This window comes from Streptomyces sp. NPDC002779 (genome assembly GCF_042888685.1).
In the GTDB taxonomy this organism is placed as follows: Bacteria; Actinomycetota; Actinomycetes; order Streptomycetales; family Streptomycetaceae; genus Streptomyces.
Window position 1 is genome coordinate 127,395 of the sequence record NZ_JBIAQC010000001.1, and the last position, 19,454, is coordinate 146,848.

Here is a 19,454-nt window from a genome sequence, read left to right on the forward strand (position 1 = left end):
ACCTGAAGGTAAAAGCAACGTTGCAGAGACTATGCCTTCAGGTTTCGAAGTCAAGAGGCAATTGATGTGACGTTTAAGGGCATAGATGGAGGCTCTGTGTTCACCTCTTGAACGAAGCGGGGAGGGTCAGCGCAGTCGCTGACTGATGACCTTCGACACACCGTCGCCCTGCATGGAGACGCCGTACAGCGCGTCGGCGACCTCCATGGTCCGCTTCTGGTGGGTGATCACGATGAGCTGGGAGGCTTCCTGGAGCTCCTGCATGATGCGGATCAGCCGCTGGAGGTTGGTGTCGTCGAGGGCCGCCTCGACCTCGTCCATGACGTAGAACGGACTGGGCCGCGCCTTGAAGATCGACACCAGCAGGGCCACGGCGGTCAGCGAGCGCTCGCCGCCCGACAGCAGCGACAGCCGCTTGACCTTCTTGCCCGGCGGACGCGCCTCCACGTCCACGCCCGTGGTCAGCATGTTCTCGGGGTCGGTCAGGATCAGCCGCCCCTCGCCGCCCGGGAAGAGCCGGCTGAAGACGCCCTCGAACTCCCGGGCGGTGTCCCGGTAGGCCTCGGTGAAGACCTGCTCGACCCGCTCGTCGACCTCCTTGACGACCTGGAGCAGATCGGCGCGGGTCTTCTTCAGGTCCTCCAGCTGCTCGCTGAGGAACTGGTGGCGCTCCTCCAGCGCGGCGAACTCCTCCAGGGCGAGCGGATTGACCTTGCCGAGCTGCTGGTAGGCCCGCTCGGCCGCCCTCAGCCGCTTCTCCTGCTCACCTCGCACGAAGGGCCTCGGCCGGTTGCGCGGATGGTCGGGATCCTCCGGCAGCTCCTCGCCCTCGGCGGGCGGCGAGGGCGGTACGAGCTGATGGGGGCCGTACTCCTCGACGAGCCCGGCGGGCTCCACGCCGAGCTCTTCCAGCGCCTTGGTCTCCAGCTGCTCGATCCGCAGCCGCTTCTCGGCGCCGAGGACCTCACCGCGGTGCACGGAGTCGGTCAGCTTGTCGAGCTCCGCCTTGAGGTCGCGGCCCGTGGTCCGGGCGGCGGTCAGCTCCTGCTCCCTCATCGCCTTGGCGGCCTCGGCCGCGGCCCGCTCCCGCTCGGCCCGGCCGAGGGAGACCTCGACATGCGCGAGCAACTGCCGGGCGCCTGCGGCGACGGCCCCGGCGACGGCGGCCTCGTGCCTGAGGCGCGCCCGCCGCTGCTCGGCACGCGCGCGTGCGTCGCGTTCCGCACGCGCGGCCCGGTCCAGCGAGTCGGCCCGTCCGGCCAGCCCTTTGACACGTTCCTCGTGCGTACGGACCTGGAGGCGAGCCTCCATCTCGGTCTGGCGCGCGTTGGCCCCGTCGGCGGCGAGCCGGTCCCGTACCGAGGTGTCCGGCTCCTCCTCGACCGGCATCTCCTCGGCGACGGCGAGCCGTTCCGCGAGTTCCTCGGCCTCGGTGAGGGCTTTCTCCAGCGCGTCCTGGGCGCGCGCCGCGGCGGCCGTGGACCGCTCGGCCTCCCCGGCCGCGCCCCGCGCCTGCCCGGCGAGCCGGCCGAGCTGCTGGGCCAGCGCCGACTTCTCCCGGTCGGCGGCCCGGCGGCGGTCCCCTAGCTCCTCCACTTGGGCCGCGCACTCCGTGCGTCGCGCGCTCGCCGCGTGCTGTGCCTCGGTCAGCTCCTCGCAGCGGACGGCCAGCTCCTCCAGCTCGGCGGCCGCCTCGTCCACGGACGCCTGTACTTCGAGGAGGCTGGGCGCGCCCGCGGAGCCGCCGTGCGCGAAGTGGGCGCCCAGGAGGTCGCCTTCGGCGGTCACGGCGGTGAGGTGGGGGTGGGTGTAGATCAGGTCCTCGGCGTCCTCGAGGGTGCTGACCACGACGATGTCGCGCAGCAGGCGATGGACGGCGGGCATCAGCTCGGACGGGCCACGGACCAGGTCCGCCGCCCGGGGCCGGCGGTCGTCCGCGGGCCCACCGCGGGCCGGCGCCTCCGGCGCCCCCGTCAGGAGCAGTGACGCCCGTCCCCCGTCCTGCTTGCGCAGCAACCGGATCGCGTCGGCCGCCGCGGCCGGTGAGGTCACCGCCAGTGCGTCCGCCGCCGCCCCGAAGGCCGCCGCCAGGGCAACCTCGTGGCCCGGGGTGATCGTGAGGAGTTCCGCGGCCGGGCCGAGCAGCCCCGTGAGCCGGTCCTTCGCCTCCAGCAGCGCACCCGTGCCGTCCTTGCGGCGCAGGCCCAGTGCCAGCGCCTCGTGACGGGCCTGGGTGGCCGCGCGCCTGCGTTCCGCCGCCGTCGCCGCCTCCCGGGCCGCCGTCAGCATGGCCTCCGCCTCCGCCAGGGCCGCCTTCGCCGCGTCGTGCCGCTCAGCCAGTTCCGCGTCGCCGGCGTCGAGGCCGTCGACCTCGGCCTGCAGGGCCTCGTACTCCTCCTGCGCGGCGAACGCCCGCTCCTGTGCCTCGTCGCGGGCGGCGGCGAGCCGGTCGATCTCGGCCTGGGCCGACGCGGCACGCGAACGGGCCGCGTTGACCTGGCCGTTCAGTCGGGCCAGGCCCTCGCGGCGGTCGGCGATGGCTCGGGCGACGTCCTTCAGGCGCCGCTCCTCATGGGCGAGTTCGCGCTCCAGCTCGGCGCGGTGCGCGACGGTGTCCTCCAGGGCGCGCTCGGCCGCCTCCAGGGCCGCCTCCAGCTCGGCCTCCTGCTCACGGATCCGGGCGGCCTCGCGCTCCATGTCCTCGGGGTCACGGCCGCGCCGCTCGTCCGGGGGCGCGGAGGTGGCGCTCTTCACCCGCGCGTCGGCGAGCGAGACGGTGCCGCGGACCCGCTCGGCGAGCTGGGAGAGCTCGTACCAGGTCTGCTGGGCGCGCTGCAGGCGCGGGGTGAGCTGCCGTACCTCGTCCTCCAGGAGCGCCTCGCGCTGGAGCGCCTTCTTCAGCTCCCCTTCGGCGGCTTCCTTGCGTTCCTTCAGGGCGGCTTCGTCGGCGACCTCGGCGTTGAGGGCCTCGCGCAGCCGTACGAGGTCGTCGGCGAGGAGGCGGAGGCGGGCGTCGCGCAGGTCGGCCTGGATGACGGCGGCTCTGCGGGCGACGGCGGCCTGCCGGCCGAGGGGCTTGAGCTGGCGGCGCAGTTCGTCGGTCAGGTCCTGCACCCGCGCGAGGTTGGCCTTCATCGCGTCGAGCTTCCGGAGCGCCTTCTCCTTGCGCTTGCGGTGCTTCAGCACGCCCGCGGCCTCTTCGATGAAGGCCCTGCGCCCCATGGGGTCGGCGTGCAGGACCGAGTCCAGCTGGCCCTGGCCGACGATCACATGCATCTCGCGGCCGATGCCGGAGTCGGAGAGCAGCTCCTGGATGTCGAGCAGCCGGCAGGTGTCGCCGTTGATCTGGTACTCGCTGCCGCCGTTGCGGAACATGATCCGCGTGATGGTGACCTCGGCGTACTCGATGGGCAGCGCCCCGTCGGAGTTGTCGATGGTCAGCGACACCTCGGCGCGGCCCAGCGGCGGGCGCCCGGTGGTGCCGGCGAAGATGACGTCCTCCATCTTGCCGCCGCGCAGCGACTTGGCACCCTGCTCGCCCATGACCCAGCTGAGCGCGTCCACGACATTGGACTTGCCCGAGCCGTTCGGTCCGACGACGCACGTGATGCCCGGCTCGAACCGGAGTGTGGTCGCGGAGGCGAACGACTTGAACCCTCGGAGGGTCAGGGCCTTGAGGTGCACGCCGCTGGACTCTACCTTCCGGGCCTGTCTCACTCCATGAACCCGCGGTTTCACCCCTGAACGCGCAGGGCACACCAGACGTTAAGACGGTAAAAGGATGCCTGAGGGCAAGAAAGAAGGGACGCCGAAGCGTCCCTTGCAATTTCTGACACAACTCAGCGGTGGATCCGGGCTTCCCAACCACTGCGTTCGCCGTTGTGGAGCGGTGCAGTGATCAGGTGAGCGCAGGCTCCGCCTGGTGTGCGTCGATGCTCTCCATGATCCTGTCGTGAGAAGCGGCAGCCGCCAGCGCGTCCTTCTCCGCCTGGATCCGTACGAGCTCGGATTCCAGGTCCTGTACGCGCTGCTGGAGCCGTCGCATCTCGGCGAGGAGTCGAGGGTCGGAGCCGCCGACGTAACCGAGAAGCGCCTTTGCCATGATGGATGGTCCTCCACAATGAGTGACCGACCGATGCGGTGTGGGTCGTGAGGGATTCGCACCCACGGTGCTTGGCACTCTTGAGTTCTTGCTGCCGTTCTTACATGCCAAACAGCTAAGGTGCGCGGGGCTTTCAGCGTCTCACCAAAAAGTTTGACGGTCAACACGATCACGCCCCGTATTGACGGGCGTCCCGGGGCGCGCGGCCGAAACGGCGGCGCTGCGACTCCTGCGGGGCCCTGAGGGCGTGGCGATCATCCTGGCGTGCCGGACGTGCCGACGCAAGCGTTTCTCGGCAACTACCTGCTTCTTTCCGTGGGGGGCGGCTGCCCGTGGCGTGCTCTCGGGGTTCCCCGGGGACGGGTCGCGTCCGGTGATCACCGGATGGCGAAGCCGTCGTATCCCCCGCGAGGTGTGTCCCAGATCTCGGTGACACCCTCCACGCGGCCGGGCGTGTCGCCGCCCTGGAGCCAGTCTAGGAGCCCTTGACAGCCGGGGCGGGGGCCTTCGGCGACCACCTGGACGCGTCCGTCCTCCAGATTGAGAGCAAAACCACTCAGGCCGCCGATCTCGAGTGCCTTGGCACGGGTGAACCAGCGGAAACCCACACCTTGGACCCGTCCACGCACCCAGGCAACCAGCCGTACATCCTCGCTCATAGCTGCAACCTAACCGGCCAATGTCTCACTGGGCACTTCCTCACCCCGCGCCATGCGGTACCGTCCCGACCCAATGAATCTCATATGAAACTCACTCGATCGGGTGAGTTGGTTGATCGCAAAGGACGAGTCGACCGCACGGACGAGGAAGGCCAGAACATGGGACGCCACCGACGCTCCGCCGCCGGCCGCGCCGCCACGGGCCGCGCCACGGGGGTCAATCGCACCGAGGGTTCCTCTTCGAGGAGCCGTGACCCGCTGAACTCGTATCCGGACCCGCACCCGGGCGAGCCGGTGGGCATAGCGCCCTATCTCCACCAGGACGCCTACGCCGGCGCCTATGCGCAGACCGAGGCCTACCTCTTCGCGGCCGAGGCCGGCCGTGGCGACGGCTATGCCGAGGACTACGCCCGCGTGACGGACACCACCGTCTTCGCCAGCGACTTCACGAGCGACTTCGCCGCCGACGGCTTCCTGCCCGACGACGGCCCCCGGCCGGCGAGCGGTCACCGCCGCAAGAAGAAGAAGGCCGCCACCCCGGTGCGCACCGGTCTGCTGGGGGTCTCCGCGGCCGTGGCCATCGGTACCGTCGCGGTCGCCACGGGCGTGCTGCCCGGCGGCGACACCTACACCCTCGGCGGGGGCAGCGGCGACAAGGTGCAGACCGCCGACTCCCCGACCAGCTCCCCGAGCGAGCAGGGCGGCACGTCCGGCAGCGTGGAGAACCAGAACCAGAACCAGGACCAGAGCCGCGACGACGGCTCCCCGGCCAGCCGTGACCAGGAGCGGGCCGCCTCTCCGTCGGCAGCGCCCTCGACCTCGGCCCCGTCGGCCGCGCCGACGAAGACGCCGTCGAAGGAACCGAAGGCGACGCCGTCCAAGAAGCCGAAGGCGACCCCGTCGAAGCCCGCCACCAAGGCGCCGGAGAAGACCACCCCGCCGGTGACGCTCACCGAGGAGGCCGTCGCCGCGGCCGAGGTGCTCAAGCTCGTCAACGAGGAGCGGGCGAAGGCCGGCTGCAACGCCGTCGCCGCCAACAGCGCCCTCGCCGACCTCGCCGCCGCCTTCAGCGAGGACATGGACAAGCGGGACTTCTTCGACCACACCGACCCGGACGGCGCGAGCCCCTGGGACCGTGCCGAGAAGGCGGGCATCACCGGGCTCGGCGGCGAGAACATCGCCCGGGGCCAGGCCGGCGCGGCCGCGGTGATGGACGCGTGGATGAACAGCCCCGGCCACAAGGCCAACATCCTGAACTGCGACTTCAAGACGCTGGGCGTCGGCGTGCACATCGCGCCCGGCGGGCCCTGGTGGACGCAGAACTTCGGGTACTGACAGCACGCAGGCGTGAGGGCTCCCATCCGGTGACCGGGTGGGAGCCCTCACGCGTGTGCCCCTTACGCGGCGGCCCGGCCGCGCGCGAAGGCCCGCGCGGCCTCGGCGACCCGGCGCCCGAGGTGCTCGGCGGTCGCCGCATCGGCCTTGTGGACACCGTCGGGACCCTCGTCGACGTTGGTCTGCGCGGCCGCGCCCGCGAACACACCGAGCCGGTTGAGGTCGTGCTCGGAGCCCTCGCTGCTGTTCCAGCCCGGGTGCAGCCCGAGGTTGATCCAGTGCATGCCGTGCTGGGCGGCGAGGATCTGGAAGAACTGCAGCGTGTGCAGCTTGTCGCCGCTCTTGGAGCCGGAGTTGGTGAAGCCGGCGGCCAGCTTGTCCTTCCAGTCCTGGCCGAACCAGCGCTTGGAGGTGGCCTCGGCGAAGACGTGGAACGGACCGGAGGCGGTGCCCATGTAGGTCGGGGAGCCGAAGACGATGGCGTCCGAGCCGTCGAGGACCGTCCACTGCTCGTCGGTGATCTCGGCGACGTTGATCAGGTGCACCTCGGCACCGGCGTCGGCGGCGCCGGAGCGGACGGCCTCGGCGAGGACGGCGGTGTGGCCGTAGCCGGAGTGGTAGGCGATGGAGACAACGGGAGTGGTCACGAGGGGAACTCCTGGGAGAGCAGGTCGCTGACGATGCCGAAATGAAAGCACTAACTTTTGGTTAGTGCAACCCCTTGGTTAGCGCTGCGCTGGAGTAGGCTTCAGTCATGGACACCACGCAGCAGCGCACGGCGGAGCAGGAGCTGCCGTACAACGTGTTCGCGAAGGCCTGTCCCTCGCGCGGGACGCTGGAGCACGTCACCGGCCGCTGGGGCGCGCTCACCCTCGGGGCGCTGCACGAGGGGTCGCTGCGCTTCAACGAGCTGCGGCGCCGCGTGGACGGTGTGAGCGAGAAGATGCTGTCCCAGACCCTGCACGCGCTGGAGCGCGACGGCCTGGTGCACCGCGAGGCGCAGCCGACGAACCCGCCCCGCGTGGACTACGAACTGACGCCGCTGGGACGCGGTGTCGCCGAGCGGCTGCTCACCCTGATCCACTTCCTGGAAGGGCAGATGGACCACGTGCTCGACGCACGCGAGCGCTACGACGAGACGCGCGGCGCCCGCTGACACGTGGGGCAGAAGTAGCTCGACCGGTTCATCCACGGGCGGCGGCGCATCGGCGTACCGCATCGGCGGCACGGCAGGCCCTCGCGGCCGTACGCGTCCAGGGACCGGTCGAAGTAGCCCGACTCGCCGTTCACGTTGACGTACAGGGAGTCGAAGCTGGTGCCGCCCACCGCGAGGGCCGCGTTCATCACGTCCCGTACGTGGCCGAGGAGTTGGAGGCTGCGCGGCCGGGTGAAGGTGGCCGTGGGGCGGTCGTAGTGCAGGCGGGAGCGCCAAAGGGCCTCGTCCGCGTAGATGTTGCCGACTCCGCTGATCAACGACTGGTCGAGCAGGGCCCGTTTGATGGTGGTGCGCTTGCGACGCAGCGACTGGTGGAACGCCTCGTCGTCGAAGAGCGGATCGAGCGGGTCGCGGGCGATGTGCGCGATGACGTCGGGCAGTCCGTCGGGGGTGTTCTCGTGCAACGACAGTCCGCCGAAGGTGCGCTGGTCGACGAAGCGCAGTTCGGTGCCGAGGTCGTCGGCGAACCGCACCCGGATGCGCAGATGCTTCTCGGCCGGTGCCTGGTGCGGCTGGACCAGGAGCTGGCCGCTCATGCCGAGGTGGGCCAGGACCGACTGGGTGGTGTCCTCCAGGGGCAGCCACAGGTACTTGCCGCGGCGGCTCGGCACGCCGATGCGGTGGCCCTTCAGCCGGTGCGCGAAGTCGTCGGCGCCCGCGATGTGCCGGCGTACCGCACGTGGGTGCAGCACCTCGGCGTCGGCGACGGTCCGGTGGGCGACCCACCGCTCCAGACCGCGCCGGACGACCTCTACCTCGGGCAACTCGGGCATGGCATCCCCCGTACGAGCCGGTGTACGAGCCGAGCGCCCGCCCCGGGACGGGTGCGGGCGCTCGGGTCGCGCTGTTCTTCTCAGGCGGAGGCGGACGCCTCGTCGGCTTCCGCTGCCGCGGCCTGCGCGGCAGCGGCGGCGTTCTTGGCGCGCTCGTCCGCCGCGGCCCGGATGGACCGCCAGGCGGACTCGGCGGCCTGCTGCTCCGCCTCCTTCTTGCTGCGGCCGGTGCCGGTGCCGTACGAGACGCCTCCGACGCGGGCGGCAGCAGTGAAGGTCTTCTCATGGTCGGGGCCGGTCTCCGTGACCAGGTACTCGGGCACGCCGAGCCCTTCGGTCGCGGTGAGCTCCTGGAGACTGGTCTTCCAGTCCAGGCCGGCACCGAGATTCGAGGACTTCTCGATCAGGGGGTCGAACAGGCGGTGCACGAGCTCCGCCGCCGAGTCCAGGCCCTGGTCGAGATAGACCGCGCCGATCACCGCTTCCAGGGTGTCGGCGAGGATGGACGCCTTGTCCCGGCCGCCCGTGCCCTCTTCACCGCGGCCGAGCCGGATGAAGGAACCCAGGTCGAGCCCACGGCCCACCTCCGCCAGCGCACGCGAGTTGACCACCGCGGCCCGCAACTTGGCCAGCTGGCCTTCGGGCAGGTCGGGGTGGGTGCGGTACAGCGTGTCGGTGACGACGAGGCCGAGCACGGAGTCCCCGAGGAACTCCAGACGCTCGTTCGTCGGCAGACCGCCGTTCTCGTACGCGTAGGAACGATGGGTGAGCGCACGCACCAGAAGGGCGGACTCGAGTTGGTACCCGAGCCGCCCTTCCAACAGCGTGTGGGACGAGGCCGTGGTCTCCGCAGAGGTTTTCTTCGGCGTGGACACAGTGCCTCTCACCAGCCGCTCAGACCTCGAGGACCTGGCGCTTGTTGTAGGTGCCACAAGCCGGGCACGCGATGTGCTGCTGCTTGGGCTCGTGGCAGCGCTCGCACGCAACCAGGGTGGGGACCGCAGCCTTCCACTGCGACCGGCGGTGGCGCGTGTTGCTGCGCGACATCTTCCGCTTCGGAACAGCCACGGCTACTTCTCCTGCTTCTCGTCGACGCCCGGTTCGGCGCCGCTCATCTCGTCCTTCTCGCCGTCTTCGAGTGAACCGGCGAGTCCCTGCAGTGCCGCCCAACGGATGTCGACGGCGTCATGGTGGTGGTCCGGGTCGTCCGCGAGGCGTGCGCCGCACTCGGCGCACAGTCCCGGGCAGTCTTCCTGGCACACCGGCTGCATCGGCAGTGCGAGCACCACCGCATCACGCAGCACGGGTTCGAGGTCGAACAGGCCGTCCTCGAGAAAGAGCCTGTCCTCGTCTTCCTCGGCGTCGTCGACGGGTTCCGCGTGGTGTGCGCGGCCCCGGTCGTCGGCGTCAGGGTACGAGAACATCTCCTGGAAGTCCGCTTCGAGGTCGAGCTGAAGCGGCTCCAGACACCTTACGCACTCCCCCTCGGCCGACGCATGGGCGGTGCCTGTGACAAGCACCCCTTCCATGACCGACTCCAGGCGGAGTTCGAGCTTCACCGGGGCGCCTTCCGGCACTCCGATGACGTCCTTCAGACCGAGGTCCTTGGGGGCGTCGATCGTGCGGGTCAGGCGCTGGAGCGCGCCAGGACGCCGCCCCAGCTCGTGTGTGTCGAACACGAGAGGGTCGCGGTGGTCGAGGCGGGCGTTCAGAGCCATTCCTGCTTTCGATCTTCTGAGCTCAGGTCACACTGCCCTCGGTGTCCCCGGGCAGCGCTGATCGCGGACGTACGCGCGACCGAAGAGCCAGGATACTGGACCTTTCGCCAACGGCCCAATCCGGTGGGCTCAGCCCTGGCCGCGGCCCTGCTCATAGGCGCGCAGCTGCTCCGCGCTGATCATGCCGGTGTCGAAGAGACTGGTCTCGTCCAGGGCGTAACCCTGCTGCGCCTGCTGGGGCTGCTGGGCCTGCTGGGGGACCTGCTGCGGGTCGTAACCCTGCTGCTGGGCGTCGTAGCCCTGGTAGGCGTAGGGGTCGGCCTGCTGATAGCCGTACGGGTCCTGCTGGGCGTACGCGGGTTGCTGGTAGCCGCCATAGGTGTCGTACGCCGGTTGCTGCGGGGCGTAGTCCGGCTGCTGCGGCTGCTGCTGTGCGGCGGAGGCGTCCTGCTCGGCCAGGGCAGCGAGGTCGGCGAGGTAGTCGGCGTCGCTGGAGTGCTGGACGGTGCTGGTGTCGTCGGCGAGGGCGCCGAGGTCGTCGCTGGCGATCCGGCCGTGCAGCTTCTGCCGGCCGCGGCCGACGGCCTGCAGGGTCTTGGCGAGGACGGCCTCGAAGGCGCCGAGCTTGACGTCGACGTACTCGTCGGCCGTGCGGCGCAGGGTCTCGGGGTCGTGGCTGCGCTCGGGGGCGTCCTCGTCCTCGTAGCCCTGCTCGTCGACGCCGGGTCCGGTGCCGAGGAGCTTCTCGCGGCCGCGGCCGACGGAGCCGAGGGTCTTGGTGAGGACGACCTCGAAGTTGGCGAGTTTGGAGTCGACGTAGTCGTCGGCCTCGGCGCGGATGTCCTCGGCCTCCTTGCGGGCCTCGGCGAGGATGCGGTCGGCCTCTGCCTGGGAGCGGCGGGCGATCTCCGTGTCGGAGATCAGGGAGCCCCGTTCGGCGTGCGCGGAGCGGACGATCCGCTCCGCCTCCTGGCGGGCCTGCTCGACCATCTGCTCGCGGTCCCCGATGACCTCCTGGGCCTGCGCGAGGGAGCCCGGCAGGGCCTGGCGCACCTCTTCGAGCAGGGAGAGCAGCTCGGCGCGGTTGACCACGCACGAGGCCGACATCGGCATCGACCGGGCACTGGAGACCGCCGCGACGATCTCGTCGAGCTTCTTCTGCACGTCCACCGTGTGCTCGCCACTCTCTACAGCTGTGTTGGAGACGGACGGGACGACTGTAGCCCCATCAGTCCTTCAGCAGCCGGTCGTTCAGGGCTTCCAGCACGATGGGCGGGACCAGGTGCGAGACGTCGCCGCCCCAGGTCGCGACCTCCTTGACCAGCGAGGAGGACAGGAAGCTGTAGGTGGGGTTGGTCGGCACGAACAGGGTCTCGACGCCCGAGAGCCCGTTGTTCATCTGGGCCATCTGCAGCTCGTAGTCGAAGTCGCTGACCGCGCGCAGACCCTTGACGATGGCCGGGATGTCGCGCTGCTTGCAGAAGTCGACGAGGAGGCCGTGGAAGGCCTCGACCCGCACGTTGCCGTACTCGGCCGTGACCTGGCGGATGAGGTCGAGCCGTTCGTCGACCTCGAACAGGCCCTTCTTGGCCTTGTTGATCATGACCGCGACGTAGACCTCGTCATACAGCCTGGAGGCGCGGGAAATGATGTCGAGATGTCCGTTGGTGATCGGGTCGAACGACCCGGGACAGACGGCGCGGCGCACTAGTGATCCCTCGCTCTCCGGTCCGGTCATCGTGCGTCTTCGCACGTAGAGGCGGCGCGACCGTACCAAAACGTTCCCTCGCCGTAGCGACGGGCCCGGAGCGCTTCGAAGCCGTCCGGCCAGTGGAATTCGCCGCCTCTGGTGCTGCGCTCCACGGTGACGAGCGCGTCGTCCGCGAGCCAGCCTTCCGAGCGGAGTGTGAGCAGAATCTCCCGAAGATCGTCGTCCGTGACGGCGTACGGGGGATCCAGGAAGACGATGTCGTACGGCTCGGCCGGCGCCGGGGTCCTGATGATCTGTTCGGCCTTTCCGGCCCGCACCTCGGCGCCGGGGAGACCCAGGTTCTTGACGTTCTCGCGGATGACGCGGGCGGCTCGGGCGTCCGCCTCGACGAGGAGGGTGTGGCCCGCGCCCCGGGAGAGGGCCTCCAGGCCTACGGCGCCCGAGCCCGCGTACAGGTCGAGGACTCGTTCGCCCGCCAGGGGGCCGCCCAGGAGGGACTGCCAGGTGGAGAAGAGGCCCTCGCGTGCGCGGTCGGAGGTGGGGCGGGTGCCATTGCCTGGCGGCACGGCGAGGCGTCGGCCGCCGGCTGCGCCGGCGATCACGCGGGTCATCTTCGGTCCTTCGTCGTGGGCGGCTGTCGGTCTCAGTGTGGCTGGTCGCGCCCGCGCGGCGGTAGCCGCATATGGGTACAGCCCCGCGCCCCTGTCGGGGCGCCTACGGTTCACCCCTTGTCCAGGTACTGCTCTCTTTCCTCGTCCAGAAGAGCTTGCAGGGCCGTGCGCAGGCCGGGGAGGGTCTGGAGTTCCGGGTCCGCCTCCACCACCGCGGTCGCCTCCTGTCTCGCCTCCGCGATGATCTCCTCGTCCTCGATGACCGTCAGCATTCGCAGGCTGGTGCGGGCGCCGGACTGGGCCTGGCCCAGGACGTCGCCCTCCCTGCGCTGTTCGAGGTCGATGCGGGAGAGCTCGAAGCCGTCGAGGGTGGCGGCGACGGCGTTCAGGCGCTGGCGGGCGGGGCTCGCCTCGGGCATGTCGGTGACCAGGAGGCACAGGCCCGGCGCCGAGCCACGGCCGACCCGGCCGCGCAGCTGGTGGAGCTGGGAGACGCCGAAGCGGTCGGCGTCCATGATCACCATGGCGGTGGCGTTGGGGACGTTGACGCCGACCTCGATGACGGTGGTGGCGACCAGGACGTCGGTCTCGCCCGCGGCGAAGCGGCGCATGACCGCGTCCTTGTCGTCGGGGTGCATCCGGCCGTGCAGGACCTCCACCTTGAGCCCTCCGAGGGGACCCTGGGCGAGCTGGTCGGCCACGTCGAGGACGGCGAGCGGCGGACGCTTCTCCGCGGCCTCCTCGGCGGACTTCTTCTTCGAATCCGCTTCCTCGTCGCCGATGCGGGGGCAGACGACGTACGCCTGATGGCCGTTCTCCACTTCCTCGCGCACGCGCTCCCACGCGCGCGTGAGGAAGTGGGGCTTGTCGGCGGCCGGGACGACATGGCTGGCGATCGGGGAGCGGCCGGCCGGGAGCTGGTCGAGGACCGAGGTCTCCAGGTCGCCGAAGACGGTCATCGCGACCGTGCGCGGGATGGGCGTGGCGGTCATGACGAGGAGGTGCGGCGGCTGCTTGCCCTTGCCGCGCAGCGCGTCCCGCTGCTCGACGCCGAAGCGGTGCTGTTCATCGACCACGACCAGGCCGAGGTCATGGAACTGCACCTTGTCCTCGATCAGCGCATGGGTGCCGATGACGATGCCGGCCTCGCCGGTGACGAGGTCGAGCAGCGCCTGGCGGCGGCCCGCGGCTCCCATGGACCCGGTGAGCAGGACGACCTTGGTGGCGTGCTCCGAGCCGCCCAGCATGCCGCCCTGGGCGAGGTCGCCCATCATCTCGACGATCGAGCGGTGGTGCTGCTGGGCGAGCACCTCGGTGGGGGCGAGCATGGCGGCCTGCCCGCCGGCGTCGACGACGGCGAGCATCGCGCGCAGGGCCACCATGGTCTTGCCGGATCCGACCTCGCCCTGGAGCAGGCGGTGCATCGGGTGCTCGGTGGCCAGGTCGTCGAAGATCTCCTCGGAGACGCGCTGCTGGCCCTCGGTGAGGGTGAAGGGCAGGCGGTCGTCGAAGGCCGCGAGGAGACCGTCCGGCCCGGGGGTGCGGGACACCGCCGGGAGTTGGGCGTCGGTGTGCCGGCGGCGGGCCAGGGCGACCTGGAGGACGAACGCCTCGTCCCACTTGAGGCGGGAACGGGCGTCCTCGACGTCCGCCTTGGTGTGCGGGCGGTGGATCTTCAGCAGCGCCTCGGGGAGCGGGACCAGGCCGCGGCCCGCGCGGAGGCTCTCCGGGAGGGGGTCGACGGCGTCCTGGGCGCTCGGCAGCACCGTCTGGAGCGCCTTGCCGATCTTCCAGGACTCCAGTTTGGCGGTGGCGGGGTAGATGGGGATCAGGGCGCCGGCCCAGGTCTCGACCGTCTCCTCGCCGTCGCCGCGCAGCAGTTCGTAGGCCGGGTGGGCGAGCTGGAGGCGGCGGTTGAAGACGGAGACCTTGCCCGAGAACATCGCGCGGGTGCCCGGCAGGAGCTCCTTGTGGGGCTTGTGCACGCCGTGGCCGAAGAAGACCAGCTGGAGCCGGCCGCTGCCGTCGGTGATGGTCACCTCCAGGCGCTGGCCCTTGCCGCGCGGGGCCTTGGCGGAGGCGAAGGTGTGCAGCCGGGCGTCGGCGACCTGGGCGACCACCGTGACGTGCTCGTCCATGGGGAGGTCGGCGAGGTGGGTGAGCTGGCCGCGCTCCTCGTATCTGCGCGGGTAGTGGTGCAGGAGGTCGCCGACGGTGTGCAGGCCGAGGTGCTCGGCCATCACCTTCGCGGTGGCGGGGCCGAGCACCGACTTCAGTGGCTGCTGGAGTGGTTCTTGCAGTGCGGGCACGAGATCCATTGCACACCACGGCACTGACATCGCCGCAGACGCCTGCCTGAGGGCCCGGATCCGTCTGAGGAAACCCCTGGTCAGACGGGTGGCCCGGGCCATAGGATGGCGCGCCTCCGGCCATCCTTCGCGGTCACCGCCTCACACGGACCGCCCGACCCCGCGCCGACGCCTTCCCCCCACCGGCGCAGCGACGATGGACTCCCAGACCTCACAGCCGTCCCAGGCATCCCAGTCCCCTCATACCTTCCAGGTCGACCTGCGTGGTCTGGTCGACCTGCTCTCCCATCACCTGTACTCCAGTCCTAAGGTCTATCTGCGCGAACTGCTGCAGAACGCCGTGGACGCCATCACCGCCCGGCGCGCCGAGCAGCCCGACGCCCCGGCGCGGGTGCGGCTGTCCGTCGACGCCGGCGGCGGGCTGCGGGTGGAGGATTCCGGTGTCGGGCTGACCGAGTCCGATGTGCACAGCCTGCTGGCCACGATCGGCCGCAGCTCCAAGCGGGCGGACGGACTGCAGGCCGCCCGCTCGGACTTCCTGGGCCAGTTCGGCATCGGGCTGCTGGCCTGTTTCGTGGTCGCCGAGCGGATCCGGGTGGTCAGCCGCAGCGCCCGTACGCCCGATGCGCCACCGGTGGAGTGGACGGCGGCGGACGACGGCTCGTACACCGTGCGGACGCTCCCCGACGCCGAGCGGCCCGAACCGGGCACCACCGTGCATCTGGTGGCGCGGGCCGGAGCCGGGGAGTGGCTGACGCAGGAGCGGGTGCTCGCGCTGGCCCGGGAGTTCGGCTCGCTGCTGCCGTACGACGTACGGGTGGGCGAGGAGGAGGTCACCGACCTCCCGGCGCCCTGGGACCGCGCCTACCCCTCCCCCGCCAACCGGCGGGTGGCGCTGGCCCGGCACTGTCATGAGCTGTTCGGGTTCACTCCGCTGGACTCGATCGAGCTGAACGTTCCGCTGGCGGGCGTCCGCGGGGTGGCCTACGTGCTGCCGGCGGCGGTCAGCCCGGCCCAGCGCGCCGGTCATCGCGTCCACCTCAAGGGCATGCTGCTGACCGAGCGGGCCGAACAGCTGCTGCCCGACTGGGCGTTCTTCGTGCGCTGCGTCCTGGACACCGACAGCCTGCGGCCCACGGCCTCGCGCGAGTCGCTGTACGAGGACGAGACGCTGGCGGCCGTGCGGGAGGCGCTCGGGGAACGGATCCGGTCGTGGCTGACCGGGCTCGCCGCGGGCGATCCGGAACGGCTGGCGGCCTTCCTGTCGGTGCACCATCTCGGGGTGAAGTCCCTGGCGCGGCACGACAAGGAGATGCTGCGCACGATGCTGCCGTGGCTGCCCTTCGAGACCACCGACGGGCGGCTGTCCCTGGAGGAGTTCGCGCAGCGGCACCCGGTGGTGCACTTCACCCGGACCGTCGAGGAGTACCGGCAGGTCGCGCCGATCGCCTCGGCGCAGGGCGTCGGAGTGATCAACGGCGGTTACACGTACGACAGTGAACTCGTCGAGGCGTTGCCCTCGGTGCGGCCGGGAACGGTGGTCGCCGAGCTGGACGCGGACACCGTGACCGCCCATCTGGACGCCGTCGACCCGGCCGAGGAGCTGGCGCTGTCCGGCTTCCTGGCGGCCGCGCGGGCCAGGCTCGACCCGCTGGGCTGCGATGTGGTCCTGCGGGCCTTCCATCCGCTGTCCGTGCCCGCACTCCACCTGGACGACCGCGCGTCCCGGCACGAGCAGGCGCGGGCCGACGCCGAGGAGCAGGCCGACGACCTGTGGGCGGGCATCCTCGGCTCGCTGCGCGGCAGCGCGCCCCGCGCGCGGCTGGTGCTCAACCACCTCAATCCGCTGATCCGGCGGATCAGTTCCCTCAGCGACGCGGAACTGATCGGCACCGCCACCGAGTCGCTGTACGGACAGGCCCTGCTGATGGCGCAGCGGCCGCTCAGGCCCGCGGACTCGGCGCTGCTGAACCGGGCCTTCATGGGCCTGCTGGAGTGGGCCACGAACGGCGAGGAGGGTCGCTGATGACCGGAACCGACGGGGGCGCGGACTTCGACGCACTGCGCCGGGCGATGGCGGAGAACTCCGAGGAGCCGGAGGGCCCGGCCCGCAACGCGCGCGCGGAGCAGCTGCTCGCCGAGGCCGAGAAGCTGAACGTGCCGCTCGCCGTGATCGAGGCGCTCGGGCACCAGCTGAAGGTCTACAACTACAGCTCCGAGAAGGACAAGATGTTCGTCCCGTTCGCGCGGCTGCTGCGCATGTGGGACGAACGGCCCGAGGACTTCGACGAGTACGAGGCCCATTCCCTGCACTGGGTCTTCAAGTGGATGACGGCCGGGATGCTCGACCAGCCGCACGTCCCGCTCGCCTCCATAGAGAAGTGGCTCGGCGAGATGGAGCACCGCTACCGGCTCGCCGGCCACTCCGAACGGGCCGTGCGCAGCGCCGAGTTCAGCGTGGCCGCGCACATCGGGGACCTGGAGCGGGCCGAGCGGGCGTACGCCGCCTGGCTGGCCGCCGACCGGGACAGCATGGCCGACTGCCACGCCTGTGAGCTGCACGGGCAGGGCTGGTGGCAGGCGGAGCGGGGCCGGGACGAGCGGGCGCTGGAGCTGTGGGCCCCGGTCCTGGAGGGCGAGTACACCTGCGCCCACGAGCCGCACACCGTGCTGGCCTCCTCGCTCGCGTCCCTGCTGCGGCTGGGCCGGGTGGACGAGGCCCGCGCCCACCACCTGCGCGGCTTCCGTCTGGTACGGCCGATGGAGAGCATGCGCGGCGCCTACGCGGACCACGTCGAGTTCTGCGCGCTGACCGGCAACGAGGCACGCGGCCTGGAACTGCTCGCCGAGCGGCCCGCCTACTTCACCGACACCGGGCAGCCGCGCACCAGGCTCGAGTTCCTGACCGTGGTGACGCTGCTCATGGAGCGGCTGACCGGGCTGGGGCTCGGCGGGCAGCGGGTGCCGGGGCCCGCGGGCCGGACCTGGACGGCACACGAACTCGCCGCACACGCGCGTGCGGAGGCGCTGGAACTGGCCGGACGGTTCGACCGGCGCAACGGCACCGGTCGGGTCAGCGAGCTGGCACGAGCCCGCATGGCGCAGGAGCCGCTGGCGGAGCGGCTGCCGCTCGGGGTGCGCTCGGCGCGGTCCACCGTGGCGTCCGCCGCTGTTCCGGTGCGGGAGGTTCCGGCGCAGGATGAGCCCGTGGAGGCGGACCTGCCGACCCTGCTGGCCGAGGCCCGGCGGCTGTCGGACACCTTGCAGCCGCACGCCGTGGAGGCGTGGGCGGCGGTGGCGCGAGCCGCCGAGGGCGCCGAGCTGGACGTGCGCGACCTCGCGGAGATCGTCGACCACCGGGCGATGGAGCTCGGCCCCGACGGGGTCGAGCTGTTCGAGCGGGCCGCCGAGCTGTACGCCGAGGCGGACGACCCGGGCGAGTCGCTGGCGGCACGCACGCGTGCGGCGTACGTCCGCGCGCTCACCGGCCATCTGCACGAGGCGCTGGCGGCGGTGGCCGAGCCCTACGACCGGGTCCTCGCGCTGTACGCCGAGGACGGCACGGGGCTGCGGCAGACGGCGTCGGTGCTGATGGGACGCGCGCGGGTGCTGATGCGGCAGGTGCACGAGGCCGACGAGCCGGTGGACCCCGTGATCGCGAACACCGCCGAGGGCGCCGCGCGCGAACTCCTCGCGCTGGTGGACGGGCGCACCGCGGACGACGTTCGGCTCGCCTCGCGGGCCGCCGAGGCGCAGGCCATGCTCGCCGAACTGGCGGCGCTGGCCGGGGACGTGGAGGCGGCCGCGGGGCTGTTCGCGCGGGCCGCGGCGGCCTTCGTCGAGGCGGGGCTTCCCTGGTTCGCGGTGGAGTACGAGGCCCGGCTCGCCGGACTCGCGCACCACCTCGGCGACACGGCTCAGGCCGAGCGGGCGCTGCGGGCGGCCCTGGAGCACGGCGGACCGCACCTGGAGGCGCCGGGCCGGGCACAGCTGCATCTCCAGCTCGCCGAGGTCCTGGGCGGCCGGGGTCTGTCGGAGGAGGCCGCCGAGCACGCCCTGGAGGCGGCGCACTGGGCCGACGAGGCGGGCGAGGGCCGCACGCTCGGCGCCTGGGCGCGGCATCAGCTCGGCGGGTTCCTGCTGCGCCAGGGGCGCTGGGCGGAGGCCGCCGAGGTGCTGGAGTCGGCGCTGCCCGATCTGTCCCCGGAGACGCACGGCGACGGTGCTCTCGTGCAGACGCAGTGGTGGCTCGGCGACTGTCTGCGCGAGCTGGGCGAGCACCGGGAGGCGGCCGAGCGGCGTCTGCAGGCCGCCGACATCGCCCGGCACTGGCCCGAGCAGCACGACCACGCCACGCTCGCCCACCTCGCCGCCGAGTCGCTCGGTCAGGCGGAGCTGCACGAGGAGGCGGACCGCGCCTACACGCGCGCGGGCGATCTGTGGCGGGAGCTGGGCAACGTCCACGGGCTCGTCCGCTCCCTGCGCGCCCGCGCGTGGCTCGCGCTGCGGGCCGAGGACGGCGCGGCCGGGGTCGACGCGGCCCGGGAGCTGATGGCGGCCGCGGTCCAGGAGTGCGCGCAAGCGCTGGACGCGGCGCCCGACGAGGAGGCGTACGCCCGGCTCACCGCCGAGCTGGGCCACACCCACCGCCAGTTCGGCGACCTGCTCGCCCGGTCCGCGGCCGAGGACGACGAGGACGACTCGATCCGGGCCGCCCTGGAGGGGGCGCTGTCCCGGATGACGGAGGCGATCACGGTGTCCGCCACGCTCGGGGAGGCCGGCCGGCACGCCCGGACCGGTGCCGAACTCGCCGCGGGCTGGCTGGAGGCGGACCTGGGCCGGCCCGCTCAGGCGGCGGCACGCGCGCGTGCGGTGCTGGCGGCCTACGAGGGCGTGCCCGCGCAGGACGGGGCGGCCGGGGAGCGGCGGGCCGAGGCGGAGCAGCTGCTCCAGGTGACCGAGGAGGACTGAGGCGGGCTGAGCGGGCCGTGCGGGCTGAGGGCGCTGCGCCCTCTTCCCC

Annotated in this window: 16 protein-coding genes; 4 read left to right on the forward strand and 12 right to left on the reverse strand. The window is 71.7% G+C overall.

From position 1 onward, the window contains the following. Positions 1–126: 126 nt before the first annotated feature. From smc to ACFYW5_RS00555, 3 genes are all read right to left on the reverse strand, one after another. Positions 127–3,684, reverse strand: a complete 3,558-nt coding sequence (gene smc, locus ACFYW5_RS00545) for a chromosome segregation protein SMC (RefSeq protein WP_389414749.1) — start codon at positions 3,682–3,684, stop codon at positions 127–129. Between the two features lie 214 nt (positions 3,685–3,898). Then, positions 3,899–4,102, reverse strand: a complete 204-nt coding sequence (locus ACFYW5_RS00550; protein WP_250074615.1) for a hypothetical protein — start codon at positions 4,100–4,102, stop codon at positions 3,899–3,901. A gap of 377 nt (positions 4,103–4,479) precedes the next feature. Further along, positions 4,480–4,761, reverse strand: a complete 282-nt coding sequence (locus ACFYW5_RS00555; protein ID WP_389414750.1) for an acylphosphatase — start codon at positions 4,759–4,761, stop codon at positions 4,480–4,482. A 159-nt stretch (positions 4,762–4,920) separates the two neighbouring features. On the opposite strand from ACFYW5_RS00555, the gene ACFYW5_RS00560 reads away from it, so the two are divergent. Next, entirely contained in the window at positions 4,921–6,096 is a 1,176-nt protein-coding gene (locus ACFYW5_RS00560; RefSeq protein WP_389414751.1) for a CAP domain-containing protein, read from the forward strand. A gap of 62 nt (positions 6,097–6,158) precedes the next feature. Here ACFYW5_RS00560 and ACFYW5_RS00565 read toward each other — a convergent pair whose 3' ends face one another. After that, positions 6,159–6,743: a flavodoxin family protein gene (locus ACFYW5_RS00565; protein WP_389414752.1), complete on the reverse strand. Its 585-nt coding sequence runs from the start codon at positions 6,741–6,743 to the stop codon at positions 6,159–6,161. Between the two features lie 107 nt (positions 6,744–6,850). Here ACFYW5_RS00565 and ACFYW5_RS00570 point away from each other — a divergent pair, with 107 nt between their 5' ends. Next, positions 6,851–7,252 (forward strand): winged helix-turn-helix transcriptional regulator, encoded by a 402-nt coding sequence (locus ACFYW5_RS00570; protein ID WP_389414753.1) that lies wholly within the window; start codon positions 6,851–6,853, stop codon positions 7,250–7,252. On the opposite strand, the gene mutM is transcribed toward ACFYW5_RS00570, so the two are convergent. From mutM to recG, 8 genes are all read right to left on the reverse strand, one after another. Beyond that, positions 7,225–8,085 carry a bifunctional DNA-formamidopyrimidine glycosylase/DNA-(apurinic or apyrimidinic site) lyase gene (gene mutM, locus ACFYW5_RS00575; RefSeq protein ID WP_389414754.1) on the reverse strand — a complete coding sequence of 287 codons (861 nt, stop codon included), beginning with the start codon at positions 8,083–8,085 and terminating at the stop codon, positions 7,225–7,227. The genes ACFYW5_RS00570 and mutM overlap by 28 nt on opposite strands. 80 nt (positions 8,086–8,165) lie before the next feature. Beyond that, the gene (gene rnc, locus ACFYW5_RS00580; protein ID WP_389414755.1) at positions 8,166–8,972 is read right to left on the reverse strand and encodes a ribonuclease III; all 807 of its coding nucleotides are present in this window, start codon (positions 8,970–8,972) and stop codon (positions 8,166–8,168) included. Positions 8,973–8,979: 7 nt separating this feature from the next. Continuing rightward, positions 8,980–9,153, reverse strand: coding sequence for a 50S ribosomal protein L32 (rpmF, locus tag ACFYW5_RS00585; protein WP_028802425.1), 174 nt, complete (start codon positions 9,151–9,153; stop codon positions 8,980–8,982). A gap of 2 nt (positions 9,154–9,155) precedes the next feature. Beyond that, positions 9,156–9,803 carry a YceD family protein gene (locus ACFYW5_RS00590; RefSeq protein WP_389414756.1) on the reverse strand — a complete coding sequence of 216 codons (648 nt, stop codon included), beginning with the start codon at positions 9,801–9,803 and terminating at the stop codon, positions 9,156–9,158. Positions 9,804–9,932: 129 nt separating this feature from the next. Beyond that, on the reverse strand, positions 9,933–10,973 hold the full coding sequence (locus ACFYW5_RS00595) for a cell division initiation protein (RefSeq protein ID WP_389414757.1): 1,041 nt from the start codon (positions 10,971–10,973) through the stop codon (positions 9,933–9,935). Positions 10,974–11,031: 58 nt separating this feature from the next. After that, positions 11,032–11,511, reverse strand: a complete 480-nt coding sequence (gene coaD / locus ACFYW5_RS00600) for a pantetheine-phosphate adenylyltransferase (protein ID WP_389415608.1) — start codon at positions 11,509–11,511, stop codon at positions 11,032–11,034. A gap of 26 nt (positions 11,512–11,537) precedes the next feature. Further along, the gene (gene rsmD / locus ACFYW5_RS00605) at positions 11,538–12,125 is read right to left on the reverse strand and encodes a 16S rRNA (guanine(966)-N(2))-methyltransferase RsmD (RefSeq protein ID WP_389414758.1); all 588 of its coding nucleotides are present in this window, start codon (positions 12,123–12,125) and stop codon (positions 11,538–11,540) included. A gap of 110 nt (positions 12,126–12,235) precedes the next feature. Then, entirely contained in the window at positions 12,236–14,443 is a 2,208-nt protein-coding gene (gene recG / locus ACFYW5_RS00610) for an ATP-dependent DNA helicase RecG (protein ID WP_389414759.1), read from the reverse strand. Between the two features lie 187 nt (positions 14,444–14,630). On the opposite strand from recG, the gene ACFYW5_RS00615 reads away from it, so the two are divergent. Together ACFYW5_RS00615 and ACFYW5_RS00620 are read left to right on the forward strand one after the other, a co-directional pair. Beyond that, complete coding sequence (locus ACFYW5_RS00615; RefSeq protein ID WP_389414760.1) at positions 14,631–16,460, forward strand: HSP90 family protein; 1,830 nt, start codon at positions 14,631–14,633, stop codon at positions 16,458–16,460. Beyond that, complete coding sequence (locus ACFYW5_RS00620; protein ID WP_389414761.1) at positions 16,460–19,405, forward strand: tetratricopeptide repeat protein; 2,946 nt, start codon at positions 16,460–16,462, stop codon at positions 19,403–19,405. The genes ACFYW5_RS00615 and ACFYW5_RS00620 overlap by 1 nt, the downstream gene beginning before the upstream one ends. Positions 19,406–19,454 lie beyond the last annotated feature (49 nt).